General features: G+C 71.3%; 20 protein-coding genes. 9 read left to right on the top strand and 11 right to left on the bottom strand.

Annotation, left to right across the window (positions count from 1 at the left end; genetic code table 11):
- The first annotated feature begins 6 nt into the window (after positions 1 to 6).
- Positions 7 to 3510 carry an NB-ARC domain-containing protein gene (locus ACQP2Y_RS01405; RefSeq protein WP_433723829.1) on the top strand — a complete coding sequence of 1168 codons (3504 nt, stop codon included), beginning with the start codon at positions 7 to 9 and terminating at the stop codon, positions 3508 to 3510.
- A gap of 1 nt (position 3511) precedes the next feature.
- Here the strand turns inward: ACQP2Y_RS01405 and ACQP2Y_RS01400 are convergent, their stop codons facing one another.
- Positions 3512 to 4060 carry a response regulator gene (locus ACQP2Y_RS01400; protein WP_433723827.1) on the bottom strand — a complete coding sequence of 183 codons (549 nt, stop codon included), beginning with the start codon at positions 4058 to 4060 and terminating at the stop codon, positions 3512 to 3514.
- Between the two features lie 35 nt (positions 4061 to 4095).
- Entirely contained in the window at positions 4096 to 8502 is a 4407-nt protein-coding gene (locus ACQP2Y_RS01395; protein ID WP_433723825.1) for a HAMP domain-containing protein, read from the bottom strand.
- Between the two features lie 111 nt (positions 8503 to 8613).
- On the opposite strand from ACQP2Y_RS01395, the gene ACQP2Y_RS01390 reads away from it, so the two are divergent.
- From ACQP2Y_RS01390 to ACQP2Y_RS01380, 3 genes are read left to right on the top strand one after another with little or no spacing between them, the layout of a single operon-like run.
- Positions 8614 to 10632, top strand: a complete 2019-nt coding sequence (locus ACQP2Y_RS01390) for a SpoIIE family protein phosphatase (protein WP_433723823.1) — start codon at positions 8614 to 8616, stop codon at positions 10630 to 10632.
- A 38-nt stretch (positions 10633 to 10670) separates the two neighbouring features.
- Positions 10671 to 11246, top strand: a complete 576-nt coding sequence (locus tag ACQP2Y_RS01385) for a dihydrofolate reductase family protein (RefSeq protein ID WP_433723821.1) — start codon at positions 10671 to 10673, stop codon at positions 11244 to 11246.
- 54 nt (positions 11247 to 11300) lie between these two features.
- On the top strand, positions 11301 to 11915 hold the full coding sequence (locus ACQP2Y_RS01380; protein ID WP_360550761.1) for a dihydrofolate reductase family protein: 615 nt from the start codon (positions 11301 to 11303) through the stop codon (positions 11913 to 11915).
- A gap of 59 nt (positions 11916 to 11974) precedes the next feature.
- On the opposite strand, the gene ACQP2Y_RS01375 is transcribed toward ACQP2Y_RS01380, so the two are convergent.
- On the bottom strand, positions 11975 to 13150 hold the full coding sequence (locus ACQP2Y_RS01375; RefSeq protein WP_433723818.1) for an FAD-binding oxidoreductase: 1176 nt from the start codon (positions 13148 to 13150) through the stop codon (positions 11975 to 11977).
- A gap of 140 nt (positions 13151 to 13290) precedes the next feature.
- Here ACQP2Y_RS01375 and ACQP2Y_RS01370 point away from each other — a divergent pair, with 140 nt between their 5' ends.
- Complete coding sequence (locus ACQP2Y_RS01370; RefSeq protein WP_433731680.1) at positions 13291 to 15363, top strand: S9 family peptidase; 2073 nt, start codon at positions 13291 to 13293, stop codon at positions 15361 to 15363.
- A 43-nt stretch (positions 15364 to 15406) separates the two neighbouring features.
- Here the strand turns inward: ACQP2Y_RS01370 and ACQP2Y_RS01365 are convergent, their stop codons facing one another.
- The 6 genes from ACQP2Y_RS01365 to ACQP2Y_RS01340 are packed head-to-tail and all read right to left on the bottom strand — an operon-like array spanning position 15407 to position 21031.
- Positions 15407 to 16954, bottom strand: a complete 1548-nt coding sequence (locus ACQP2Y_RS01365; protein ID WP_433723816.1) for a SpoIIE family protein phosphatase — start codon at positions 16952 to 16954, stop codon at positions 15407 to 15409.
- Complete coding sequence (locus ACQP2Y_RS01360; protein WP_433723814.1) at positions 16951 to 18297, bottom strand: sensor histidine kinase; 1347 nt, start codon at positions 18295 to 18297, stop codon at positions 16951 to 16953. Before ACQP2Y_RS01360 ends, ACQP2Y_RS01365 begins: the two co-directional genes overlap by 4 nt.
- Positions 18294 to 19325: a SpoIIE family protein phosphatase gene (locus tag ACQP2Y_RS01355; protein WP_433723812.1), complete on the bottom strand. Its 1032-nt coding sequence runs from the start codon at positions 19323 to 19325 to the stop codon at positions 18294 to 18296. The genes ACQP2Y_RS01360 and ACQP2Y_RS01355 overlap by 4 nt, the downstream gene beginning before the upstream one ends.
- A complete protein-coding gene (locus ACQP2Y_RS01350; protein WP_433723810.1) occupies positions 19322 to 19741 on the bottom strand; it encodes an anti-sigma regulatory factor in 420 nt (139 codons plus the stop codon). The genes ACQP2Y_RS01355 and ACQP2Y_RS01350 overlap by 4 nt, the downstream gene beginning before the upstream one ends.
- Complete coding sequence (locus ACQP2Y_RS01345) at positions 19738 to 20157, bottom strand: STAS domain-containing protein (RefSeq protein ID WP_433723808.1); 420 nt, start codon at positions 20155 to 20157, stop codon at positions 19738 to 19740. Before ACQP2Y_RS01345 ends, ACQP2Y_RS01350 begins: the two co-directional genes overlap by 4 nt.
- A 4-nt stretch (positions 20158 to 20161) precedes the next feature.
- Positions 20162 to 21031 carry an STAS domain-containing protein gene (locus tag ACQP2Y_RS01340; RefSeq protein ID WP_433723806.1) on the bottom strand — a complete coding sequence of 290 codons (870 nt, stop codon included), beginning with the start codon at positions 21029 to 21031 and terminating at the stop codon, positions 20162 to 20164.
- A 201-nt stretch (positions 21032 to 21232) separates the two neighbouring features.
- On the opposite strand from ACQP2Y_RS01340, the gene ACQP2Y_RS01335 reads away from it, so the two are divergent.
- From ACQP2Y_RS01335 to ACQP2Y_RS01325, 3 genes are all read left to right on the top strand, one after another.
- Positions 21233 to 21586, top strand: coding sequence for an STAS domain-containing protein (locus ACQP2Y_RS01335; RefSeq protein ID WP_203773135.1), 354 nt, complete (start codon positions 21233 to 21235; stop codon positions 21584 to 21586).
- An 88-nt stretch (positions 21587 to 21674) separates the two neighbouring features.
- Positions 21675 to 22121 carry a large conductance mechanosensitive channel protein MscL gene (gene mscL / locus ACQP2Y_RS01330; protein WP_360821791.1) on the top strand — a complete coding sequence of 149 codons (447 nt, stop codon included), beginning with the start codon at positions 21675 to 21677 and terminating at the stop codon, positions 22119 to 22121.
- Between the two features lie 60 nt (positions 22122 to 22181).
- Positions 22182 to 22418: a hypothetical protein gene (locus ACQP2Y_RS01325; protein WP_433723804.1), complete on the top strand. Its 237-nt coding sequence runs from the start codon at positions 22182 to 22184 to the stop codon at positions 22416 to 22418.
- On the opposite strand, the gene ACQP2Y_RS01320 is transcribed toward ACQP2Y_RS01325, so the two are convergent.
- Positions 22415 to 23167, bottom strand: a complete 753-nt coding sequence (locus ACQP2Y_RS01320) for a zf-HC2 domain-containing protein (RefSeq protein WP_433723802.1) — start codon at positions 23165 to 23167, stop codon at positions 22415 to 22417. The two genes, ACQP2Y_RS01325 and ACQP2Y_RS01320, sit on opposite strands and share 4 nt — an antisense overlap.
- Before the next feature lie 69 nt (positions 23168 to 23236).
- A complete protein-coding gene (locus tag ACQP2Y_RS01315; protein WP_360821625.1) occupies positions 23237 to 23875 on the bottom strand; it encodes a CGNR zinc finger domain-containing protein in 639 nt (212 codons plus the stop codon).
- 186 nt (positions 23876 to 24061) lie between these two features.
- Here ACQP2Y_RS01315 and ACQP2Y_RS01310 point away from each other — a divergent pair, with 186 nt between their 5' ends.
- Positions 24062 to 25354 carry an RICIN domain-containing protein gene (locus tag ACQP2Y_RS01310; RefSeq protein WP_433723800.1) on the top strand — a complete coding sequence of 431 codons (1293 nt, stop codon included), beginning with the start codon at positions 24062 to 24064 and terminating at the stop codon, positions 25352 to 25354.
- The last annotated feature ends 34 nt before the right edge of the window (positions 25355 to 25388 follow it).

Raw genomic sequence — 25388 nt, 5'->3', positions numbered from 1 at the left:
CACAGCGTGGTATCGGTCTCCGCGGGGCCGCGCCGCCTGTGGCTGGCGCCACCGCTCACCGCCGGCATCGTCGCGCGGCCCGAGATCACCGACCGGCTGCTGGACCTGGTGTGCGCCGACGACAGCGACCCGGTCGGCATCACGGGCGTGCACGGCACAGGTGGCTTCGGAAAGACCACGCTGGCGAAGTGGATCTGCCACGAGCCGCGCACGAAGCAGCGGTTCCCGGGTGGCCTGCTGTGGGTCACGCTGGGCGAACAGGTGGCCGGCGCCGAGCTGGCCGCCCGGGTGAACGACCTGGTCGTCCAGCTCACCGGGCTGCGGCCGGCCCTGACCGATCCGTTGCAGGCCGGCTTCCGGCTCGGCGAGGTCCTGGACGCCCAGCCGGATCCGATGCTGCTGGTCATCGACGACGCCTGGACCGACCAGCAGGTGGAACCCTTCCTCTGCGGGGGCCGCCGCTGCCGCCGGTTGCTGACCACGCGGCACCGGCGGTTGGTCGACCCGCGCAACAGCGTGCCGCTCGACCGGATGACCGCGGCGCAGGCGGCGGCTCTGCTGACCCGCGACATTCCCGGCCTCGCCGGCCGCCCGGTCGACCGGGTGGTCGCCGCGACCGGTCGCTGGCCGGTGCTGCTGACGCTGGCCAACCGGGCCCTGGTCCGTGCGGTGGACTACGGCACCCCGGTGGAGCAGGCGTTGCAGGACGTCGCCGACCGGCTCGACGAGGACGGACCGGTCACCTTCGACCTGGACAACGTGCACGACCGCGGCCGGGCCGTACGGGCCACCGTCCGGGCGAGCCTGGACCTGCTCCCGGCCGACACCGTGGAGCAGTTCCGCGAGATGGCCGTCTTCTCCGAGGACGCCGACGTGCCCGTGACCGTCCTCGAGATGCTGTGGGCCACCAGCGCGCGGAAGGTCCGCGTCGTCTGCCAGACGCTCGCCGACCTCGCGCTCGTCCTGGAATATCGGCAGGACGCCGGCACGGTCCGCCTGCACGACGTCATCCGGTCCTACCTGATCCACGAGGCCGGCGAGCCCGGCCTGCGCCCGTTGCACGCCCGGCTGCTGGACGCGGCCGCGCAGACGGTGTTCACCGCGAGCGGACCGGCGTGGTGGGACCTGCCGGAGCAGCACGACTATCTGATCCGGCACTTCGCCGAGCACGTACTCGGCGCCGGGCAACCGGACTACCTGGCCGCCACGGTCACCGATCTGCGCTGGATCGCCGGCCGGCTGCGGCGGCACGGCCCCGCCGGGGCGGAGGCGGACCTCGCCCGGGTGCCCACCGACATCGCGCGGCTCCTCGGCCGCAAGATCAGGCAGAACGCCCACCTGCTCACCCCGATCGTTCCCGAGCACGCGCTGGCCGCGGTGCTGGTGAGCCGGCTCGACTTCATCGCGACGTTCCAGTCCACGATCAGCGAACACGTGCCCGGCCTGCCCACGCCGCGCCTGGCCAACCGCTGGCCGCTGCCCGACCTGCCCCACCCGGCTCTGCTGCGGACCTTCACCGGCCACACCGACCGGATCACCGCGCTCGCCGTGGCCCCCGACGGCAGCTGGATCGCCACGGGCGGCGGTGACCACACCGTCCGGATCTGGAACCCGGGCACCGGCGCCACCGAACATGTCCTGACCGGACACACCAGCGAGATCACCGCCATCGCCACGGCCAGCGACGGAAGGTGGCTGGCCACCGGGAGCGCCGACCACACCGTACGGCTGTGGGATCCGGCGACCGGCGCACTCCGGCAGATCCTGGCCGGCCACACCGGCCCGGTGACGGCACTGGCGGTTCCCGCCCCGGGTGGATCGATCGCCAGCGCCGGTGACGACCGGACCGTACGGCTGTGGGACACCGCCACCGGTGACTGCCGGTCGGTGCTCACCGGCCACACGGACCGGCTGACCGCACTCGCCGTCGCCCCGGACGGCCGGTGGATCGCCGGCGCCGGGCAGGACCACACCGTCTGCCTCTGGGACACCGAGACGGGTCACCGCACCCACGTCCTCGAAGGCCACACCAACTGGATCGCCTGCCTGGCCGCGGCCCCGGACGACGCCTGGCTCGCCTCCGCCGGAGGCGACAGCACGGTCCGGATCTGGGACCCAGCGACCGGGGCGGCCCGGCACGTGCTGCGCGGCCACACGGGAATCGTCTGCGCCATGGTCGCCGGACCGGGCGGGGCCTGGCTGGCCACGGCCAGCCACGACAACACCGTCCGGATCTGGGACCCGGCCACAGGCCGCTGCCGGCAGGTGCTGTCGGGCCACACCGACTGGGTGGTCGCGCTGGCGATCGTCGCGGGCGCGGAGCCACGCCTGGCCACCGCGGGCCACGACCGTACGGTCCGGCTCTGGGACCCCTCGACGGGTGAGTGCACCGGGGTCTGCTCCAGCCACACCGACCGGATCACCGTGCTGGCCACCGCGCCCACCGGGCAGTGGATGGTCACGGCCGGATACGACCGCACGGCGCGGACCTGGGAGCCGGTGACGTCGTCGGCCGACGCCGCCCCCGACGGCCACAGCGACCGGATCACCGAGCTGGTGAGCGAGCCCGGCGGCACGTGGCTGGCCACGGCCAGTCAGGACCTCACCGTACGGATCTGGGACGCCGCCACCGGCTCGTGCCGGCAGGTCATCAGCGGGCACGGAAGCCCGATCGGTGCGCTGGCCGTCGCCCCCGACGGCACCTGGCTGGCCGCGAGCAGCGTGAGCTCGACCCGGATCTGGGAGCCGCTCACCGGACTGTGCCGGCACGTGCTCAAGGGCCACCACGATTCGATCCGCGCGCTCGCGGTGGCCCCGGACGGCACGTGGCTCGCCACCGGGAGCGCGGACACCACCGTACGGATCTGGGATCCCGCCACCGGCAGCTGCCGGCACGTGCTGGGCCACGGCAGCGTGGTGGGACGCCTGGCCGTGAGCCCGCAGGGCGACTGGCTCGCCGCGGGCTGCCTCGACGGCACGGTCCGGATCTGGGACCCCGTCACCGGCGGTCACCGCCATGACCTGACCGGCCACGGCAACTGGGTCGGTCCGCCCGTGCCGGCCCCGGACGGCTCCTGGCTGGCCACCGGCAGCGGTGACTTCACGGTGCGGGTCTGGGACCCCGTCACCGGCGCTTGCCGACACGTGTTCGGCGGCCACCACGGGTGGATCAGTGGGCTGGTCGTGGCCCCGGACGGCAGCTGGCTCGCCGCCGGCAGCGCGGCCGGCTCAGTGCGGATCTGGGATCTCACGTCCGGCGCCTGCCGGCACGTGCTGACCGGGCACGACCGGTCGGTCAGCGCCCTGACGATCGCACCGGACGGCGGCTGGATAGCCGCCGTCTCCCGCGAAGGCACCATCACCGTGTGGCGTCCCGACGAACCGGCCCCGGTCGCCGCGATGCGGGTCGACGCCGCGCTGACCACCTGCGTCGCCCTGCCGGACGGGACCGGGATCAGTGCGGGCAGTGCCGGTGGCGCCGTCTACACCTTCGACCTCGTCGGCCGGTGAGTCAGTTGCCCCAGCGGGCCTTCTCCAGCAGATCCAGGGCTTCGCCGGCGGCCGCGTCGCCGCCCGCGCGCAGGGCTCTCGCGGCCTCGTCCACCAGGTCGGTCAGGCGCTGCCACTGCGCCTCCCGCTCCCGGCTGGCTTCCGCCTGGGCCTTGAGCTGCTGGGTCTTGGTCCACAGCTCGACGAAGATGGAGACCTTGGCCCGCAGCACCCACGGGTCGAACGGCTTCGTCAGGTAGTCGACCGCACCGACCGCGTAGCCGCGCAGGGCGAGTTGGGCGTCACGGTCGGCCGCCGTCAGGAACAGGATCGGTACGTGCCGGGTGCGTTCGCGCCGCTTGATGTGGCCGGCCGTCTCGAAGCCGTCCATGTTGGGCATCTGCGCGTCCAGCAGGATCACCGCGAAGTCGTCCGTGAGCAGCTGCTTCAGTGCCGCCTCGCCGCTCTCCACCGCGACCGCCTGCACCGGCAGGCCCTGCAGGATCGCCTCCAGCGCCAGCAGGTTGTCGCGCCGGTCGTCGACCAACAGCGCCTTGGCCTGCTCACCCACCCTGTCCAACCTCCCCGCCGCCACCCTTGACCGGACTAAAGGCCATCCTTGTGCTCCGTCCCGGAATTGTCGGACGCGTTCACCCAGCGGGCCATCAGCTCGATGAGCTCGTCCAGGTCGACCGGCTTGGTGATGTAGTCGCTCGCCCCCGCCGCCAGCGCCGACTCCCGGTCGCCGGGCATCGCCTTCGCTGTCAGGAAGACTACCGGTAGGTCCGCGAAGCGCTGATTGCGGCGGATTCCGCGGGTGGTCTCGTAGCCGTCCTGCTCCGGCATCATCGCGTCCATCAGCACGATGTCGACCTCGGGGTGCTCGGCCAGCAGCCGGACCCCGTCCACCCCGTTGTCGGAGTAGAGCACGTTGAGCCCGTGCATCTCCAGAGCGCTGGTCAGCGCGAAGACGTTGCGCACGTCGTCGTCGACGATCAGCACGGTGGCGCCGTCGAGCTGGCGGCTGGCCGGGCTGACCGTGTGCGTCTCCAGCTCCGGGCGGGGCGTGATCAACGGCAGGTCCAGCGACGACAGCGAGCGGCGGGGCTCGCCGGCCGAGGTCGACGCGGGCAGCTGCGGCAGGGACGGCGTCGGGATCGCGTCGCCGATCAGGACGTCCGGCATGTAGAGCGTAAACGTCGAGCCCTCGCCGGGTGCCGAGGAGACCACGATCGTGCCGCCGAGCAGCGCGGCGAACTCGCGGCTGATCGACAGGCCCAGGCCGGTGCCACCGTACTTGCGGCTGGTCGTGCCGTCCGCCTGCTGGAACGCCTCGAAGATCAGGCTGAGCTTCTCGTCGGAGATGCCGATGCCGGTGTCGCTGACCGCGAAGGCGACCACCTGGCGGGCCGAGGCCAGCCCGGGGATGTCGAAGTCGAGGTCGGCCGGCGCCGGGCAGATGCTCAGGGTCACCGAGCCGTTGTCGGTGAACTTGACCGCGTTGGAGAGCAGGTTGCGCAGGATCTGCTGGAGCCGCTGGGCGTCGGTGACGATCGACTCGGGCAGCTCCGGCGAGACCTCCACCCGCAGCTCCAGGCCCTTCTCCTCGGCCTGCGGGATGAAGGCCTGCTCGACGTAGCTGCGGACGCCGTCGAAGTCGACCTGGTCCGGCTCGACGTCCATCCGGCCCGCCTCGATCTTGCTGAGGTCGAGGATGTCGTCGATCAGCGACAGCAGGTCGGAGCCGGCGCTGTGGATGGTGCGGGCGAACTCGATCTGCTTCTCGGTCAGGTTGTGCTCGGGGTTGTCGGCGAGCAGCCGGGCCAGCAGCAGCAGCGAGTTCAGCGGCGTACGCAGCTCGTGGCTCATGTTGGCCAGGAACTCGGTCTTGTACGCCGACGCCCGGGACAGCTGCTGCGCCTTCTCCTCGAGGCCGAGGCGGGCCAGCTCGATCTCCCGGTTCTTCGTCTCGATGTTGCCCTTCTGCTCGCTGAGCAGCTGCGCCTTGTCCTCCAGCTCGGCGTTGGTGCGCTGGAGCTCGGCCGACTGGTCCTGCATCTCGCGGGCCAGGCGCTGCGACTGCGCGAGCAGTTCCTCCGTACGCCGGTTGGCCTGGATGGTGTTGAGGGCGACGCCGATGGCCGCCACCAGGCGCTCCAGGAAGGTCAGGTGCAGCCCGGAGAACGCGGCCACCGAGGCGAACTCGATCACGCCGAGCATCTCGCCCTCGAACAGCACCGGCAGCACGACCAGATCGTTCGGCGGCATCGACATGAGACCCGAGCGCATCGTCAGGACGCCGTCGTGGGTGGCCCGGACCCGGATCGTACGGCGGGAGACCGCGGCCTGGCCGACGAGTCCCTCACCGGGCCCGAAGGTCACCTCATGGTTGCGGGCGACGTAGCCGTACGAGGCGGCGAGGCGCAGCCGCATCACGGCCTCCTCGTGGTCGACCATGAAGAACGCGCCGAGCTGCGCGTCCACCAGCGGCGTCACCTCGGTCATGATCATGCGGCAGACTTCGCCGAGGTCCCGCTGGCCCTGCAACAGGCCACCGATGCGGGCCAGGTTGGAGTCGAGCCAGCCCTGCTCCGCGTTCGCCTTGGTGGTCTCGCGCAGCGTCACGATCATCTGGTTGATGTTGTCCTTGAGCTCGGCGACCTCGCCCTGGGCCTCGACGGCCACGCTCTGGGTGAGGTCACCGCGGGTCACCGACGTGGACACCTCCGCGATGGCGCGCAGCTGCGTGGTCAGCGTGGACGCGAGCTGGTTGACGTTGTCGGTGAGGTCGCGCCACGTACCGGAAACGCCCTTGACCTCGGCCTGACCGCCGAGCTTGCCCTCGATGCCGACCTCGCGGCCGACCCGGGTGACCTCGTTGGCGAACGAGGACAGCTGGTCGACCATCGTGTTGACGGTGTCCTTGAGCTCGAGGATCTCACCGCGCGCGTCGACCGTGATCTTCTGCGACAGGTCGCCCTTGGCCACGGCCGTGGTGACCGAGGCGATGTTGCGGACCTGGGCGGTCAGGTTGGACGCCATGTAGTTCACGTTGTCGGTCAGGTCGCGCCAGGTGCCGGCGACCCCGCGCACCTGGGCCTGACCACCGAGCTTGCCCTCCGAGCCCACCTCACGCGCCACTCGGGTCACCTCGTCGGCGAACGAGGACAGCTGGTCCACCATCGTGTTGACCGTCGACTTCAGCTCGAGGATCTCGCCCTGGGCGTCGACCGTGATCTTCTGCGACAGGTCACCGCGGGCGACGGCGGTGGAGACCTGGGCGATGTTGCGGACCTGGGCCGTCAGGTTGGACGCCATCGAGTTCACGTTGTCGGTCAGGTCGCGCCACGTGCCGGCCACGCCACGCACCTGGGCCTGACCACCGAGCTTGCCCTCCGAGCCCACCTCACGCGCCACTCGGGTCACCTCGTCGGCGAACGAGGACAGCTGGTCCACCATCGTGTTGACCGTCGACTTCAGCTCCAGGATCTCACCGCGCGCGTCGACCGTGATCTTCTGCGACAGGTCACCCTTGGCCACCGCGGTCGTGACCGAGGCGATGTTGCGGACCTGGCTGGTCAGGTTGGACGCCATGTAGTTCACGTTGTCGGTCAGGTCGCGCCACGTACCGGAAACGCCCTTGACCTCGGCCTGGCCGCCCAGCTTGCCCTCGGAACCCACCTCGCGGGCCACCCGGGTCACCTCGTCGGCGAACGACGAGAGCTGGTCGACCATCGTGTTCATGGTGTTCTTCAGCTCCGCGATCTCACCGCGGGCGTCCACCGTGATCTTCTGCGACAGGTCACCCTTGGCGACCGCCGTCGAGACCTGGGAGATGTTGCGGACCTGGTCGGTGAGGTTGGCGGCGAGCTGGTTGACGTTCTCGGTGAGGTCGCGCCACGTACCGGAGACGCCGCGGACCTGGGCCTGACCGCCCAGCCGGCCCTCGGTGCCGACCTCACGGGCCACCCGGGTGACCTCGTCGGCGAACGACGAGAGCTGGTCCACCATCGTGTTGACGGTGTCCTTGAGCTCGAGGATCTCGCCCTGCGCGGCCACCGTGATCTTCTGCGACAGGTCGCCCTTGGCGACCGCGGTGGAGACCTGGGCGATGTTGCGGACCTGGCTGGTCAGGTTCGACGCCATCGAGTTCACCGAGTCGGTGAGGTCCTTCCAGGTGCCGGCGACATTGGGTACGTCGGCCTGGCCGCCCAGCTTGCCCTCGGTGCCCACCTCGCGGGCCACCCGGGTGACCTGCTCGGCGAAGAGCCGCAGGGTGTCGGTCACGCCGTTCATGGTGTCGGCCAGCTCGGCCACCTCGCCGCGGGCCGTCACGGTGATCTTCTGCGACAGGTCGCCGCGGGCCATGGCCGTCGCCACCTGGGAGATCGAGCGCACCTGGTGGGTCAGGTTCGACGCCATCGTGTTGACCGAGTCGGTCAGGTCCTTCCAGGTGCCGGCCACGCCCCGGACGTCGGCCTGGCCGCCGAGCTCGCCCTCGGTGCCGACCTCGCGGGCCACCCGGGTCACCTCGTCGGCGAACGAGGACAGCTGGTCCACCATCGTGTTGACCACCCGGCCGATGCGCAGGAATTCACCCCGGAGGGGTCGCCCGTCCATCTCGAGTGCCATGTGCTGCGACAGGTCACCGTCGGCGACGGCCACGATGACCCGGGAGATCTCCGTGGTGGGCCGGCCCAGGTCGTCGATCAGCGAGTTCACCGAGCGGGCGCTGTCGGCCCAGGCGCCGTCGAGGCCCTCCTCGTCCAGCCGCTCGGTCAGCCGGCCGTCCCGGCCGACGATCCGGCTGATCCGGCGTACCTCGCGATTCTGCCGTTCCTGCAGCGCCACGACCTCGTTGAAGGCATCCGCGGCCTCACCGGCGACACCGCTGCGCCGGGGCAGGCGAACCTTGAAATCGCCACGGCTCACCCGGCGTAGGGCTTCCGCGAGCTCGACGAGCACGGCAGTCTCGTCGGGCACGCCGACATTGACCTGGTGGGTCGCAGTCATGCTGTCCTCATTCGCTGTCCAACGGCTGGGGCGCTCCATCATCCCTCGCCGGGACAGTCCGGCGCGAGATGCAGCTTTGTGTGAAGCCGGTCGGCGGGAGAGGATGCAGACGTGTCGGTAGAGGCGGGACGTATCGCGGCAGCTCTCGTACGCCGGGTCCGGCTGCCCAACGACCGGCGTACGCCCGCGGCGGCGCGCGCCCTGGTCCGCTCGGTGCTCGAGGAGGCCGGGCTCGACTCGCTGGTCAACGAGGCCCTGCTGCTGACCACCGAGCTGTCCACGAACGCGGTGGTGCACGCCGGCACGGAAGTGGACATCGAGGTCGACGCCGACCCGGCCGGACTCACCGTCACGGTGACCGACTTCGCCCCCGGGCCGGTCGAGCAGCTCGCGGTCGGCCCCCGCAACGAGCAGTCGGACATCGGCGAGGTCGCGGAGCGCGGTCGCGGGCTGCTGCTCGTGGACCACTTCGCCAGCCGCTGGGGCACCGTGCACGAGGGCGTCGGCAAGGGCGTCTGGTTCCGGCTGGAGAGCAAGGGCCCGGCACGTGACGGCATCCCCGTGGCCACCGCCGACGACGAGGTCGCCCCGTCCGTCGGCGAGCTGACCACGCTGCTGCAGATGAGCCCCGAACGGCTCACCGACGAGAGCCTGGCCGAGTTCGGCACCGAGCTGCTCTCCCGCCTCGCCCGGCTCACCGGGGCCACCGGCGGGGTGGTCCGGCTCGACCGCGGCGACGGCGGCGGACGCCAGCTGCTGGCCCGGCACGGCCGCGCTCCCCGCGACGACGCCGAGACCATCCGGGTGCCGCTGACCGTGCAGCGGCCGTACTCGGGTGAGCTGGAGCTGGACGCGTCCCCGGCCGGATACGCCCAGCCGCTGGCCACGATCGTCGCCGAACGTTTCTCCCTGCACCTGGAGAACGACCGGCTGCGCCGGGCCGACCTGCGCCGGCAGACCTGGCTGACGTTCCTGGCCGAGGCCAGCGAGCTGCTGGCCCAGTCCCTGGACGTCAACCTCACGATGGCGCTGATCCCGCAGCTGGTGGTGCCCCGGCTCGGCCAGTGGTGCGCGGTGCACACCACGGACGCCTGGGGCCGGCTCCAGCTCGCCGCGGCCACCCACGCCGACGAGGCGGCCGTGCCGCAGCTGCACGCGACGCTCGCCGAGACCGGCCCGGACTCGATCCTGGCCCGGCTCGAGGAGGCGTCCCGGCTCGGCCAGCAGGTCATGTTCGGCACCCCGCCGGAGGGCTTCGCGGTGCCGCTGGTCGCCCGCGGACAGCGGCTGGGCACCCTCGCGGTGGGCCGCCACCTGCGGCACCGGCACGACGGCGACGAGGTGGCGGTGCTGGAGGACGTGGCCCGCCGCGCGGCGCTGGCCATCGACAACGCCCGCATCCACGACGAACGCCGCAAGGTCGCCCGGACCCTGCAGGCCTCGCTGCTGCCCCCGGCGCTGCCGCACGTCACCGGCATCGGCTTCGCCGCCGAGTACGTCCCGACAGGCTCGGAGGTGGGCGGCGACTTCTACGACGTCGTCCCGGCCGGCGACGACCGCTGGGTGGTCGTGGTGGGTGACGTGTCCGGCAAGGGCGTCCAGGCCGCCACGGTGACCGGCCTGGTCCGCGACGTGATCCGGATCCTGGTCGACGACGGCAAGCCGATGACGGAGATCCTCTGCCGGGTCAACCGCACCCTGGTCCAGCGCGGCGGCGGACGCTACTGCACGCTGGCCATGGCCACGGTGACCCGCGCGGGCACGGACCTGGCGGTCTGCCTGCACCTGGCCGGCCACGACCGGTCGGTGCTGGTCCGCGCGGACGGCAAGACCTCCTTCGTGGGCGAGGGCGGCACGGCGCTCGGCCTGCTGGAGACGATCACCTCCCCGGACGTGAACGTGACCCTGCACCCCGGCGACTCCCTGATCTTCTACACCGACGGCGTGACGGAACGGCGGCGCGGCCGGGAGCTGTTCGGCACCTCGCGCCTGCGGGACGCGGCGACGCCACTGGCGGGCTACCCGGCGGATGTGATGGCGGCCCGGCTGCGCTCGACGACGATCAACTTCTCGGTCGAGGAACCCCGGGACGACATCGCGATCCTCGTCCTGCGCAACGACGCCCTCTAGCGCGATTTTTGTCGTACCGCTGCGGCAAGCTGAATGCCGTGCCGAAGACACAGTTCTATACCGCGACCAGCATCGACGGATTCATCGCCGATGCCGACAATTCGCTCGACTGGCTGTTCGAGGTCGACGAGGGCAGCGAGGAAGAGGCGGGCAACGCCCCGTTCGCGTCCTTCTTCACTGAGGTGGGCGCCTTCGCCATGGGTGCCACCACCTACGAGTGGGTGCTGCAGCACGAGGGTCTGCTGGACAAGCCGCAGAAGTGGGCGGAGTACTACGGCGACACCCCGGCGTGGGTGTTCAGCCACCGGTCGCTGCCGCCGATTCCGGGCGCTGATCTGCGGTTCGTGCAGGGCGACGTCCGGCCGGTGCATGCGGCGATGACCGAGGCGGCCCAGGGCAGGAACATCTGGGTCGTCGGCGGGGGCGAGCTGGCGGGTGCCTTCGCGGACGCCGGGCTGCTGGACGAGATCATTCTCGGGGTGGCGCCGGTGACGCTCGGGGCCGGTGCGCCTGTGCTGCCGCGGAAGCTGACTTCTTCGCGGCTTGCGCTGACCGGGATGCGGCAGGTGGGCCAGTTCGCGTACCTGACGTATCGGGTGGGTCCGCCGGCCTGACCCGCTACGCCGGAATCGGCCTTTTTGTCGGCTACGCCGTGGCATCGTGATGGTGTGGCAAAGACGCAGTACTACACCGCGACCAGCATCGACGGCTTCACCGCCGATCTGGACAATTCGCTCGACTGGCTGTTCGAGGTCGACGAGGGCACGGACAACCCGTTCGGCGCGTTCTTCTCCGGCGTGGGCGCCTTCGCGATGGGCGCCGCCACCTACGAATGGGTGCTGAAGAACGACAACGTGCTCGAGGAGCCGGAGAACTGGCACGAGATGTACGGCGACGTACCGTGCTGGGTCTTCACCCACCGCGAGCTCCCGCCGGTGCCGGACGCCAACGTCTTCATGGTCAGCGGCGACGTGCAGCGGGTCCACGAAGCCATGATGGTCGCCGCCCAGGGCCGCAACGTCTGGCTGGCCGGCGGCGGCGACCTGGTCAGCGAGTTCGCGGACGCGGGCCTGCTCGACGAGATCATCCTGGCCATGGCCCCGGCGATGCTGGGCGCGGGCACACCGCTGCTGCCCCGCCGGCTGACCTCGCAGCAGCTGGCGCTGACCCACGTCGCCCAGATGGGCCAGTTCGCCTACCTGACCTATGCGGTCGGCTCCCTGGCCAAACTGGGCCGCCACCTGGCCGCGGACGCCCTGGCCCGCGAGCCCGCCTACCGCTGACCCGGCCCGCTTCCGGCCGCGGATCGCCGCCGCGCCGGAGCGGTCCGACCGGCGGGCGGTCAGAAGAGGTCGCGCCGGCCGGCCATGGCCACCGTCGTGCTGATCGGCGGTGGGGCCGCGACCACCACGCACCGCCCCCCACGAGCCAGCAACACTCCCCGCACCGCGTCCAGGATCCCCTCGACCCGCTCCGGCGGCAGGCTCCCCGGCAGCACCGCGTGCACAGTCCCCATCCCGGCCGACCCGCGCACCGGCACCGCCATCCCCGCCACGTCCCGCAGCGCGTAGACCGCCGCATGCAGATCAGCGATCGGCACAGCGATCCGCAGCGCCACATCCTCGCGCCCGAACGGATATCTGCCCCACCACCTCGGCGCCGTCGGGGTCACCGTAGCCACGCTGCCCAGGACCGTCGCCAGCCGCCGGGCGCGCTCGTTCGCCTCCGCCGCGTCCCCCTCCAGCAGCACCGCCAGCGCTCCCGATGGCTGCATCGCCGTGCGGCTGCCCGCCGGGACCGGCAGGTCGACCTCGATCGCGCTCGGCGACAGGCGTTGCGCCAGCGTCGCCTCGACCACGTCGTGGACCTGCAGTGGCGTCGCGACCGGCACGTTCACCCAGCGGCGGGCCGCCGGCAGGGGCTGCAGGCGGACAGCGGCCGACACGATCACGCCGGCCACCTCGGCGATGCCGGGCCGGCCGTGCTCGCCGTCCGATTCCGCCGGCATCCCTTCGATGTCCACGTAACTGATCCGGTCGGCCTGGGCCGCCGGGCTGCCGTACCGGTGGCGGAGCGGGCCTGACTCGTTCACCGCGAGCATGCCGCCGATGGTCGCCTGCGCGGACGGCGGGTCGACCGCCAGGCGCTGGCCGCGCAGCGCCAGCGCGGCCTGGACCGCCCGCACCGGCGTGCCCGTGCCGATCTGGGCCGTCATCGCCTCGGCGTCGTGGTCCCAGATGCCGTCCAGGCGGCGGGTGTCCAGCAGCAGGTCGATGCCCTGCGGCGGCGCACCCCAGTCGATTTTGGAACCGCTGCCCCGGGGCACCACCGCCAGGCCGCGCTCGGCGGCCAGGCGCATCGTGTCCCTCACCGCGCGGGTCGTCGCCGGCGCCGCGACGAAGCTGGCCAGGTGGCCGGCCACCATGTCCGGCGCGGCTGCCTCGCGGGCGAAGTCGGGGCCACATATGTCGATCAGCGCGCGCAGCAGCGGCTCACGCCCGGGAAGCGCGGTCACCATCAGCCCTCCCCGAAGATCGCACAGCTCGAAGATCGTCCACTCTGGCATATCGTACACATGTTCGAATGGCGAGGGGAGACGTGCGTGTGACCGCCCCGGGCACTGCCCTCCCGGTAACGTGGTTCAGCGTGACCACCGACATGCCCACGACCCCGCCCGCGGTCCGTCAGGTGCCCGCCGAGCGCACCTTCCACGGCGACACTGTCACGGATGAGTTCTCCTGGCTCGCCCAGAAGGACAACCCGGACACGATCGCCTATCTCGAGGCGGAGAACGCCTGGACCAAGGCGGCCACGGCACACCTCACCGACCTCCAGGACACGATCTTCAACGAGATCAAGGGCCGCACCCAGGAGACGGACCTGTCGGTGCCGAGCCGCAAGGGCGGCTACTGGTACTACACCCGCACGGTCGAGGGCAAGCAGTACGGCATCCAGTGCCGCGTCGCCGCCCCCGATGCCGTCGACCCGCCTGCCACCGGTGACGGCGCGCCGCTGCCGGGCGAGGAGGTGCTGCTCGACGGCAACGAGCTCGCCGAGGGCAAGCAGTTCTTCGCGCTCGGCACCTTCGACGTCAGCCCGGCCGGTGACCGCCTCGCCTACTCCGTCGACTTCGACGGCGACGAGCGCTTCCTGCTCAAGGTCAAGGATCTGCGCACCAACGAGGTGCTCAGCGACGAGGTGCCCGACACCTTCTACGGCACCGCCTGGTCGGCCGACGGGTCCACGCTGTTCTACATCACCGTCGACGACGCCTGGCGGCCCAACAAGGTGTGGCGGCACATCGTCGGGCAGGCCGCCGCGGACGACGTGGTCGTCTTCGAGGAGGCCGACGAGCGCTTCTGGGTCGGCGTGGAGCTCACCCGCAGCGAGAAGTTCATCGTCATCGACGCCAACAGCAAGGTCACCAGCGAGGTACGGGTCATCGACGCGGCCCGCCCGACCGCCGAGCCCGCCGTCATCCGCGAGCGGGTCCAGGGCGTCGAGTATTCCGTCGAGCACCACGGTCACCGCTTCCTGATCCTGCACAACGAGAACGCCGAGGACTTCGCGCTGGCGTACACCTCGGTGGACAACCCGGGCGACTGGGTCGAGCTGATCGCGCATCAGCCCGGCACCCGGCTGGAGTCTGTCGACGCGTTCCAGCGGCACCTGGTCGTCTCGCAGCGCCGCGACGGGCTGACCGGCCTGCGTGTGCTGGCCGACGGCAGCACCGACAGCTACGACATGGAGTTCCCGGAGCCGATCTACAGCGTCGGGCTCGCCGGCAACCCCGAGTACGACACGAACATCGTGCGGATCAGCTACACCTCGATGGTCACGCCGGAGTCGGTCTACGACGTCGACCTGATCACCCGGGCGATGGTGCTGCGCAAGCAGAAGCCGGTGCTGGGCGGCTACGACCCGGCGGACTACGAGCAGTTCCGCGAGTGGGCGGTCGCCGACGACGGCACCAAGGTGCCGATCTCCGTCGTCGCCCGCAAGGGCACGCCGCGCAACGGCACCGCGCCGCTGCTGCTGTACGGCTACGGCTCGTACGAGCTCAGCATGGACCCGTACTTCTCCATCCCCCGCCTGTCGCTGCTGGACCGCGGCGTCGTCTACGCCATCGCGCACATCCGCGGCGGCGGCGAGATGGGCCGGCGCTGGTACGAAGAGGGCAAGATGCTAGCCAAGAGGAACACGTTCACCGACTTCGTGGCGTGCGCGCGGGCGCTCGTGGCGTCGTCGTGGACCACGCCGGAGCGGCTCGTGGCGCGCGGCGGCTCGGCGGGTGGCCTGCTGATGGGCGCGGTGGCGAACATCGCGCCGGAGGCCTTCGCGGGCATCGTCGCGCAGGTGCCCTTCGTGGATCCGCTGACGTCCATCCTGGACCCGTCGCTGCCGCTGACGGTGACGGAGTGGGAGGAGTGGGGCAACCCGCTGGAGGACGCCGACGTGTACGCGTACATGAAGTCCTACAGCCCGTACGAGAACGTCGGGAAGCTCGCGTACCCGAAGATCCTGGCCGTGACCAGCCTGAACGACACCCGGGTGCTCTATCACGAGCCGGCCAAGTGGATTGCGCGGCTGCGGTCGGTCGCGCCCGACGGGTCGTACCTGTTGAAGACCGAGATGGGCGCCGGGCACGCCGGTCCCAGCGGCCGCTACGACTCGTGGAAGGAAGAGGCGTTCGTGAACGCCTGGACCCTCGACACCCTGGGCCTGGCCTGACCGAGTGCGTGGGCCCGGCCGCGTCGGCCGGGCTCGCGCCGCGTCAGGATCCGGCGGTACGGCGCAGCGCCACGACCGCGATGTCGTCGGCCTGTTCTCCCGCCCCGGCCAGGCTCACCAGCAGCCGCTGGCAGAAGGCGTCCAGGCTCGGCTCCACCCGGGTGGCGCAGCCGGCCAGGGCGTTCAGCCCCACGTCGATGTCGGCGTCCCGGCGTTCGATCAGGCCGTCGGTGTAGAGCACCAGCGTGCCGCCGGGCGGCAGGACGAACTCCAGGTCGGCCGGCCGGGGCGCGTTGATGCCCAGCAGCGGGCCGCGTGGCTCGAGGAAGTGGGCCTGGCCGGCCACGTGCAGCAGCGGGGGCAGGTGGCCGGCGCTGGCCAGGCGGATCCGGCCGGTGTCCGGCTCGAGGGTGAGCAGGCACAGCGTCGCCGACTCGGCCGGCAGCACGGTACGCATGAAGCGGTTGACCAGCTCCAGCACCGCGCCCGGCGGATGCCCCTCCACCGCGTACGCGCGGACGGCGTGGCGCACCTCGGCCATCACCGTCGCCGCGTGCAGCGAGTGCCCGGCCACGTCACCGATCGCCACCAGCAGCCGGCCGTCCAGCATGGTCAGTTCGTAGAAGTCGCCGCCCACCTCGGTCTGCGCGCCGGCCGGCTCGTAGCGGACCGCCAGCTCCAGCCCGGGCACATCCGGCAGCCGGGACTGGAGCAGGCTGCGTTGCAGGGTGACGGCGATCCGGTGCTCCTCGTCGTACGAGCGCTGCGCCTCCACCGCGGCCGCCACCGCCTGCGCGAGCTGGCGCAGCACCGGGAAGCCCGGGCTCTGCGTGCTCGACGGAACGGCCACGTAGACGGGCATCCGGTCGTTGCGCAGCCGGGCCGCCGCCACCGCGACCGACTCGCCCTCCGCCCACGGGCCGGCGCCGCTCCAGGCGGCGGTGTCGTCGGTGCGCAGGGTGGACCCGACGGCGATCTCGTGGTCCTCGACCGACCACGGCTGCACCGTTGCGGGGGCGCCGTTCGCCACCGCGGCCACGCCGTCGCCGTCGGACGTCTCGGCCACGACCACGACCGGTCCGCCGAAGATCTCGTGGGCCCCGTCGGCCGCCGCCTGGAGCAGGCCGGGCAGCGTCGAGGCCGAGTTGATGGCCAGCGTCGTCTCGGCCAGCCGGACCATCCGGGCGGCCAGCGTCTCGGCCCGCTGCCGGGCCCGGTAGTAGCGCAGGACGGCCTGGGCGGTGGCGATGAGCTCGTCCGGCTCGATCGGCTCGACCAGGTACGCGTCCGCGCCCCGGTTCAGCCCCTGGGTGCGGTCCACCACGTCGACCGCGTGCGCCGACACGTGGATGACCGGCAGGACGCCGTATTCGGGATCGGTCTTGATCCGCTCGCAGACCTCGAAGCCGTTCATGTCGGGCAGCTTGACGTCGAGCACGACCAGGTCGATGTCGGCCTCGGTGAGCCGGTGCAGGGCCTCGCCGCCGGTCTCGGCCTCGACCACCGAGAACCCGGCCCGCGACAGCCAGCTCACCAGCAGGTAGCGCTTGGTCGCGCTGTCGTCGACGACCAGCACGGTCGCCGGGGTCATGGCGACACCGGCAGGGAGACGGTGAACGTGCTGCCCTGGCCCGGCTCCGAGCTCACCCGCAGCGCGCCGCCCAGGATGCCGACCAGCCGGCGGGCGTACGGCAGCCCCAGCCCGGTGCCCTTGCCGCTCAGCGCGTGGCTGCCGGGCACCTGGTAGAACTCCTCGAAGATGCGTTCCTGCAGCTCGGGCGGGATGCCGGCACCGGTGTCGGTGACGGTGAACTCGATCTCGTCGCCGACCCGGGTGGCGGCCAGCCGCACCGAGCCCTCGGCGGTGAACTTGATCGCGTTGGTGAGCAGATTGCGCAGCACCTGGGCGAGCAGCACCTCGTCGGAGCGCAGCCGGGCCACGGCGGGCTCCTCCACGACGAAGTCGACCTCGGGCCGGGTGGCCAGCGGGCGCAGAGTGCCGCGGAGCTGACCGAAGACCGCCTTGAGGTCGACGTCGCTCCAGTTCGGCTCGAGCCGGCCGGCCTCGGCCTTGGCCAGGTCCAGCAGGTCGTTGACCAGCGACAACAGGTCGGCGGCGGAGCCCCGGATGAGCTCCACCTGGCGATCCTGCTCGGGGGTGAGCGGATCGGAGGCGTCGTCGCTGAGCAGCCGGCCCAGGCCGATGATCGCGGTCACCGGCGCCCGCAGCTCGTGGCTGACGTTGGCCAGGAAGCGGCTCTTCGCCTCGCTCGCCGCGCGCAACTGCACGGACTTCTCGTCCAGCTCGTTGTAGAGCGCGACGACGCCCCGGTTGGTCTCCTCCAGCTCGTCGGAGAGCTGGTGGTAGAGCGCCATCACGCCCCGGTTGGTCTCCTCCAGTTCGGCGTTCAGCCGGGCCAGGTCGTCGCGCTGCGCGCGTACCTCGTCCAGCGTCGCGATGAGCTGCTGGTTCTGCACCGCGAGCTCGTCCAACGGCGTCCCCGGCACATGACCGGCGAGTTCGGCACGAATGTCATCCATACGGTCGGGACTCAGGACCGGCGCGTTCGGCGGGAGTCGACGAGACATCCGCACGACCGTTCCGATCTCCCCATCCCTTACCTCCATCGAGTCCACCAGGCGTCCGACCTGGGCCAGCTGGGCGGCGAGCCGGTCCGCATCCCCGTGCGCGGTGTGTTCCAGCTTCACCGTCAGTGCAGGTACCCCGTCCGAGCCGGCTGCGAACACCACCTCGGTCTCGCGGCCCGTGGCGACCAGCAACCGGCCCACCTCGCTGAGGGCGGTGGCCAGCCGGATCTGGTCCCGGGGCTCCAGGCCGACCAGCCGGCCCACCTCGCGGCCCAGCTGCCGGACCGCGAACACATCCTGCTCCACCCGGAGCCGCGTGCGCACCAGGGGATCAGGGCTGGTCATGACCCACGCGCCACGAGGACGCCGGCGTCGTCGCGCCGGGTGCCGGCGTCCCGCAGCACGGTCGCCGCGATGACCTGCGGAGAGTGCGAGAGCAGGCCCGGGTAGTCGGCTGCCTTCCAGCGGTCGACCACGCCGTCGGAGTGCATCAGCACGATGCCGCCGGCGGGCAGCGGGTAGTCGTACTCGCGGATCTGCCGGCGCTGGTGCCCGGCGATGCCGGGCAGCGAAACCATGCCACGCCGGCTGCCGTCCGGGTTGAGAACCGTGCCGGCGATGTTGCCCAGACCGGCATAGCGGACCAGGCCGGCGTCCGGGTCGAGCTCCGCGACGGCGAGCGCGGCGCCCCGGGTGTGGCTGAGTTTGCGGTGCAGCGCCTCCACGACCGCGGCCGGCGGTGCGGCCGGTGCGTCGGCGAAGACCCGGACCGCTTCCTGGGTGGCCGCGTGGGCGAGCCGGCCGTGCCCGAGCCCGTCGCAGACCAGCACCTGCCGGCGACCGTCGGCCTCGCGTACGGCGAAACCGTCGCCGCTGACCGGCTCGCCGGCCAGCGCGCGGATCAGCCCGGCCGCCCAGCTCTGCGGCGGCGTCTCGCCGGACCACACCTGCAGGGCCATGACCGTGCCCCGGCCCGGCACCGAGTGCAGGTCGGACCAGCTCGACTGGCGCACGATGGCGCCGAGACCGATGCCCAGGGTGCCGGCGGTGGAGTGCCCGTCGCCGATGGCGCGGGTGATGTCGGTCATGCCGGGGCCCCGGTCCAGCGCCAGGATCTCGACCCCGGCCCGGCCCGGTACGCGCACCGCGCGCAGCAGCAGGGTGCCCTCGTCGGCGTGCTTGACCAGGTTGCTGGCGGTCTCGGTGGCGACGATGGCGAGGTCGGCGATGCGGGCCGGGGGCATGCCCAGCTCGGTGGCGAGCCGCTCGGCGGCCCGGCGGACGGCTGCGGCCGTACCGGCGGCTTCCACCCGGAACCAGACCCCCACGTCGAGGAGTCCCTCGGGTAGTGACGCCACCGCGCCTCCGCTCATCGGCACCACTTGATCACGCTGATCGTCGTACCTCGACCGACTGCGGTGTCGATGTCGAACTCGTCGACCAGCCGGCGCGCCCCGCTCAGACCCAGGCCCAGGCCACCGCCGGTGGTGTAGCCATCGGTCAGGGCCAGATCCAGGTCGGGTATGCCCGGTCCGTGATCGCTGAAAACGATCCGGATGCCGCTGCGGCGGCCGTTGTCGACCCGGCCCGCCTCGACAGTGCCACCGCCACCGTAGACCAGGGTGTTGCGCGCGAGCTCGCTGGCCGCCGTGACCAGCTTGGTCTGGTCGACCAGAGAGAGCTTGACCGACACGGCCAGGGTGCGGACCAGCTGACGGACCCGGACGACATCCTGGTCGGAGCGGATGGTGAGGCTCTGTCCCGCGGCGATGTCGTCCCCGGCCGTCACGATGCCGCTACGACGGCCTCGTCGGCGTCGTCCTCGTCGGCGTCGTCCTCGTCGAACTCGAAGTCGCGTTCACGGGCGAGCAGCTCCATGCCGCGTTCCACGTTCAGTGCGGTGCGGATGCCCGGCAGCGACAGACCCAGCTCGACGAGGGTGATGGCCACCGCGGGCCGCATGCCGACGACGACCGTCTCGGCGTCCAGCACCCGCGAGATCGAGGCGATGGTGGCCAGCGTGCGGCCGACGAAGGAGTCGACGATGTCCAGGGCGCTGATGTCGATGATCACGCCGTGGCAGCCGGTCGCCACGATCCGGTCGGCCAGATCCTCCTGCAGCTGCAGGGCGGTCTGGTCCTCCATGTCGATCTGGATGGACACCAGCAGGATGTCGCCGATCTTGAGGACCGGTACGCGTTCCACGGGCTCAGCTCTCCCGGCGTCCGGCACCGCGCCGGCCGGCGTTGACGTCCGCCTTGCGCAGCACGTGGCGCAGGGCGTCGGCCAGGCTCGCCTTGGTGGCGATGTCACCGAACTCGATGCCCAGCGCCACGATGGTCTGGGCGATCTGGGGCCGGATGCCGGAGATGATGCAGTCGGCGCCCATCAGCCGGGCGGCCACCACGGTCTTGAGGATGTGCTGGGCGACCTGGGTGTCCACGGCCGGGACCCCGGTGATGTCGATGATCGCGTACGGCGAGCCGGTGTCGACCAGCGTCTGCAGCAGGCGCTCCATCACCACCTGGGCGCGGGCGGAGTCGAGGGTGCCGACCAGCGGGACGGCGACGACGCCCTCCCACAGCTTCACCACCGGGGTAGAGAGCTCCAGCAGCTGCTCGGCCTGGTCGGAGATCAGCTCTTCGCGCGCGCGGACGTAGCTGTCGAAGGTGAACAGCCCGGCCCGGTCGACGAAGGCCGAGAAGGCGACATAGTCACGCAACGTAGCCGCATCGATGTCGCCGCCCTGGCCCAGCACGGTCAGCATGGCCTCCTTGAGGGCGAAGATGCTGACCGCCGTCTCGGTGGCGCTGAAGCCCTGCCGGGCGCGGGTGTTGGACAGCTCGCTGAGCAGCGCGCGCAGCTCGCCGGCGGCGTCGGCCTGGAGGTCGCCGGCCCCGCCGGACAGCGCCGACTGGAAGCCTTTCTGCAGCTCCGCGATCTGCCGGTGGAGCTCGGCGTGGCTGAGCCGGCCCCGCAGCAGGGTCGCCACCGCATCGGTCCAGGCGGTGGTCAGCGCGTCGCCGTTGCTCTCCAGCAGTCCGGCGAAGCGTCCTACTTCCTCGGTGCTCAGCGCCACCGCCGCCCTCCCTGATAGTGATCATTCCCGGGAGCGGCTCCGCGGATCGCGGGCAGTCGTCACCGAGGGACGGCCGGACTTTACCACCGCGTCTTCGGTTACTTGCTGTAGGCCAATTAAAATCTCGGCACCAACTCGGTCCCCGTTCTGCGCACCTGTCCCGCCGTGGAGTAGCGTTCGGGACATAACTGGAGGTCCTGAATGTCCTTGACGGTACAAACGGAACAGCGCGGCGAAATGGTCGTCGTGTCGGTCGCCGGTGAACTCGACATGGCCACCGCGCCGCAGCTCCAGGACCAGATCAGCGACCTGCTGGAGAAGGGGCGCACCCGTCTGGTCTTCGACCTCGCGGAGGTGTCGTTCTGCGACTCCACCGGGCTGTCGGTCTTCGTACGCGCGAAGAACAGCACCGACGACGCCGGCGGGGTCGTGCGCCTGGCCGCCCCGCAGCGCGGGGTGCTGCGCATCCTCGAGGTCAGCGGCCTGGTCGAGGTGCTGCACACCTACCCGACCGTGGACGAGGCCGTGACGGCCGAGGAGCCGGCGCTCGACTGAGCGGATCCGCCTGGTTTGTCGGCGACGGACCATGGGAAACTCCTGCCCCGGCGAACCCTCGCCTCACGTGCAGGAGTGACTCTTGTCCATGCTCAAAGGCTTCAAAGACTTCATCATGCGGGGCAACGTCGTTGACCTCGCCGTCGGCATCGTCATCGGCGCCGCGTTCACCGCGGTCGTCACGGCCTTCACCAACGCCTTCCTCAAGCCGCTGATCCAGCTCCTCGGCGGCGGGACCGGCGCCTCGGCGGGCACCTGGGAAGTCGACGGCGTGAAGTTCGACTACGCCAGCTTCATCAACGCGGTCATCACGTTCCTGCTGACCGCGGCGGTGCTCTACTTCCTCGTCGTCTACCCGCTCAACCGGCTGGCCGAGCGCCGCAAGCGGGGCGAGGAGCCGCCGCCGGAGGCCCCGAGCGAAGAGGTCAAGCTGCTCACCGAGATCCGCGACGCACTGGTCCGCCAGCAGGTCGCGCCGGGTGCGGTCAACGACATCCTGGGCCGGCACCAGCAGCAGGACCCGCCGCAGCGCTGATTCCGCGAAAAGATCAACCCACCCGGCACTGTTCGAACAGATGTTCGATACAGTGCCGGGATGGAACAGCGTAAGCACTGGTGGAACGGCAGATGGGGCCGCATCGCCCGCAAGGACGTCTACCTGCGGACGAGCGGTGACCAGTGGTACGTCGAGCAGCGCGCCGGTGGCTCGGACGGCGTCTCGCACTTCTTCGAGTACGACAGTGAGGACGCCGCGCTGGACATGGTGCGCGCGCTGCTGATCGGCCCGGACGAGTGGCGTGAGCTGTCGGTCCGCCCGCGAGACACCCGTTAGGCCGCGTGGCGCCGTTCCGCCTCCCGGCCCGGCACCGGCGCGGCCGCGGTGAGCGGTCCCCGCGGCACCAGGCGCAGCTTCGGCAGGGCCGGCTCGGGCGCGGGCTCCTCCTCGACGAAGTGCCAGCCGTTGCCACCGCCCACCCGGTCACCGGGAGGTCGGGCCGAGTCGCCGGCGACCCGGGACAGCGCCACCACGATCAGGTAGCCGAGAAGCACGAAGCCGTGGCTGACCAGCCGCGTCGTGTCGACCCGGGCCGCCGACAGGTCGTTGACCGAGAGCAGCAGCAGCATCCCGACGAAGGCGGTCAGCATCGGCACCAGGCCGGTGGACCGGCTGCGGCGCAGCGCGATGAAGAGGAAGCCCGCCCCGACGGCCACGTTCCAGGCCGCCGACTCGTGCCACAGGTGCCCGGGCGTCGCGTCCAGCCCGGTGTGCACGTGGGCGCTGCTGGCCCCGCCTCCGACCTGCGCCAGCCCGAGGATGAGCTGCACGGCGCCGACCGCGGCGAGGGCCACGAAGAGCGGCCCGGAGCCGAGACGCCGGCGCCGGCGGGCCGGCGGGGACGGCAGGGCAGCCAGGATGGCCGCGCTGAGGTCGGGCACGTCCGGCACGAGCCCCGTACGCGTCAGCCGGTTGACCGTGGCCGCCTGCTCCAGCCACCCCCGGCAGCCGGCACAGCCGGCCAGATGCTGCTCGACCCGCGGCCGATCGGCCGGGTCGTCCTCGCCGTCCAGCTGCGCGGACACCAACTCGCGCCACCGCTCACACGCCATATCCCCATAGTCGCCCGCCGAGGGCTCCTGGTTCCCGCGGGTTCAGTGCAGGTCGGGCCGCTGCACGCTGGGGCCGCCGAGCTGGTTGCCGGAGTTGCCCATCAGCCGCTTGCGTTCCCGGAACGCCCGCAGGTTGGCCGTGTTTCCGCAGGTGCTGACGTCGTGCCAGACGCCGCTGTTGTTGCGCGAGGTGTCGAAGAACGCCGCCCGGCAGTCGACGTTGTGGCACAGCTTGAGCCGCGGCCAGAGCCCGGCCTGCTGGGCGAGCAGGGCCTCGGCCCACAGAGCCGAGGCGAGCCACCGGGTGCCGCGCCCGCTGGGCACCATCCGCACCCAGCCGTCCGCGTCGGGCACGAGGCTGACCGGCACGTCGGCCGGCGGCAGGGCGCCGTCCGGTTCAGGGTTACGCCCGCCGGCCAGGATGACGTTCTCGAAGGTGGTGCGCAGCCGGCGCAGCGAGCGCATGTCGGTCGAGGACAGCAGGATCACCGGCGCCGGCAGACCGGCCACCCGCGACCACGTGCCGAGCGCGTCGGTCAGCCAGCGCTGCGCGTCGTCGGGGCCGGCCAGCAGGTCCGGAGCGTAGGACATGCTGCCGCGGGTGTTCACCAGATCCTGCAGCAGGGCGAGGCCGGCGGGCGCCTCGCGTACGCCGTGCCGGGCACTCGCCTTCCATGACATAGGCGAAGAGTACTTGATTCTTTTTCACACCCGCATCCACCAGTCGCCTGACGCGGCTTCCCGGTGATCGGAACTTAAATTAACTATTAGGACTCCTAACCTTGTGAACACATGCATCGATGGCTGAAGATGTCAGCAGCGGCCGCCCGTCCTGCAAATCCCCTGCTTCCCCCAAGGACACATCACGTGGGTAGAAAACTGCTCAGACGCGCTTTCGCCGCCACCCTGTCACTCCTCACCGTCACCACCGCCGGCATTGCTCTGCGCCCCGCCGAAGCAGCCGCGGCCACGCCGTTCAAGGTCCTGGCGTTCTACAACGGCACCTGGGACGCGGCGCACATCGACTTCGACAAGGAGGCCCGCGACTGGTTCCCCCGGGCCGGCGCGCAGTACGGCTTCACCTGGGAGGCGACCACCGACTGGAGCCGCCTCAACGCCGGTGAGCTGGCCCAGTACAAGGTCATCATGTTCCTGGACGACGCACCGCCGGCCGACCGGCGCGCGGCGTTCCAGCAGTACATGCAGAACGGTGGCGCCTGGATGGGCTTCCACGTCAGCGCGTTCACCACCGACGCCAACTCGTGGAGCTGGTACTACAACTCGTTCCTGGGCTCGGGGAACTTCGCCACCAACACGTGGGGGCCGACCGCCGAGACGCTGCGGATCGAGGACCGCGCGCATCCGTCCACCGCCGGCCTGCCGGCCACGATCCCGTCCGCGGTCAGCGAGTGGTACTCGTGGAGCCGGGACCTGCGGCAGAACCCGGACATCGACATCCTGGCCTCGGTCGACGCCGGCAGCTTCCCGGTCGGCACCGACCCGAACCAGCAGTGGCGCAGCGGCTTCTATCCGCTGATCTGGACCAACCGCAACTACAAGATGCTCTACACCAACTTCGGGCACAACGACATGAACTACGCGACCAACACCCGGACGTCGTCGACCTTCGCGAGCGCCCAGCAGAACCAGTGGCTGATCAACGGCCTGCTCTGGCTCGGCGGCGCGACCGGCACCCCGCCGACCGACCCGCCGGTCGACCCGGCGATCAACCCGGCCGCCTGGTACTCCGTGGCCAACAAGAACAGCGGCAAGTGCGTCGACGCCCGCGCGGCCGGCACCACCAGCGGCACCGCGATCCAGCAGTACGCCTGCAACACCAGCACCGCGCAGCAGTACCAGTTCGTGCCGACCAGCGGGAACTACGTGCGGATCAACAACCGCGGCAACAGTGCGCAGGCGCTGGACGTGACCAACGTGTCGACGGCCGACAACGCCCCGATCCAGACCTGGGCGTACGGGGGCGGCGCGAACCAGCAGTGGCAGCCGGTGGCCGAGGCCGACGGCTCGTACCACTTCGTCAACCGCAACAGTGGCAAGTGCCTGGACGTCCCCGCCGCCTCGACAGCCGACAGCGTCCAACTGGTGCAGTACGCCTGCAACGGCACGGCGGCGCAGAGCTTCCGGCTCACCGCCCGCTGAGCGTCTCTGATCGCGCGGGCCGTCCCACCCCCTC

The organism is Actinoplanes sp. CA-051413, from assembly GCF_050955795.1.
In the GTDB taxonomy this organism is placed as follows: domain Bacteria; phylum Actinomycetota; class Actinomycetes; order Mycobacteriales; family Micromonosporaceae; genus Actinoplanes.
The sequence above is the reverse complement of the archived record's forward strand: the minus strand, read 5'-3'. Positions and strand labels throughout refer to the sequence as shown.

Bases quoted from the DNA above. Each gene is read 5' to 3' on its own strand.
- mscL (WP_360821791.1), top strand. From the start codon at position 21,675: ATGCTCAAAGGCTTCAAAGACTTCATCATGCGGGGCAACGTCGTTGAC.
- ACQP2Y_RS01325 (WP_433723804.1), top strand. From the start codon at position 22,182: ATGGAACAGCGTAAGCACTGGTGGAACGGCAGATGGGGCCGCATCGCC.
- ACQP2Y_RS01335 (WP_203773135.1), top strand. From the start codon at position 21,233: ATGTCCTTGACGGTACAAACGGAACAGCGCGGCGAAATGGTCGTCGTG.
- ACQP2Y_RS01370 (WP_433731680.1), top strand. From the start codon at position 13,291: ATGCCCACGACCCCGCCCGCGGTCCGTCAGGTGCCCGCCGAGCGCACC.
- ACQP2Y_RS01395 (WP_433723825.1), bottom strand. From the start codon at position 8,502: ATGACTGCGACCCACCAGGTCAATGTCGGCGTGCCCGACGAGACTGCC.
- ACQP2Y_RS01375 (WP_433723818.1), bottom strand. From the start codon at position 13,150: ATGGTGACCGCGCTTCCCGGGCGTGAGCCGCTGCTGCGCGCGCTGATC.
- ACQP2Y_RS01360 (WP_433723814.1), bottom strand. From the start codon at position 18,297: ATGACCAGCCCTGATCCCCTGGTGCGCACGCGGCTCCGGGTGGAGCAG.
- ACQP2Y_RS01315 (WP_360821625.1), bottom strand. From the start codon at position 23,875: ATGTCATGGAAGGCGAGTGCCCGGCACGGCGTACGCGAGGCGCCCGCC.
- ACQP2Y_RS01365 (WP_433723816.1), bottom strand. From the start codon at position 16,954: ATGACCCCGGCGACCGTGCTGGTCGTCGACGACAGCGCGACCAAGCGC.
- ACQP2Y_RS01355 (WP_433723812.1), bottom strand. From the start codon at position 19,325: ATGAGCGGAGGCGCGGTGGCGTCACTACCCGAGGGACTCCTCGACGTG.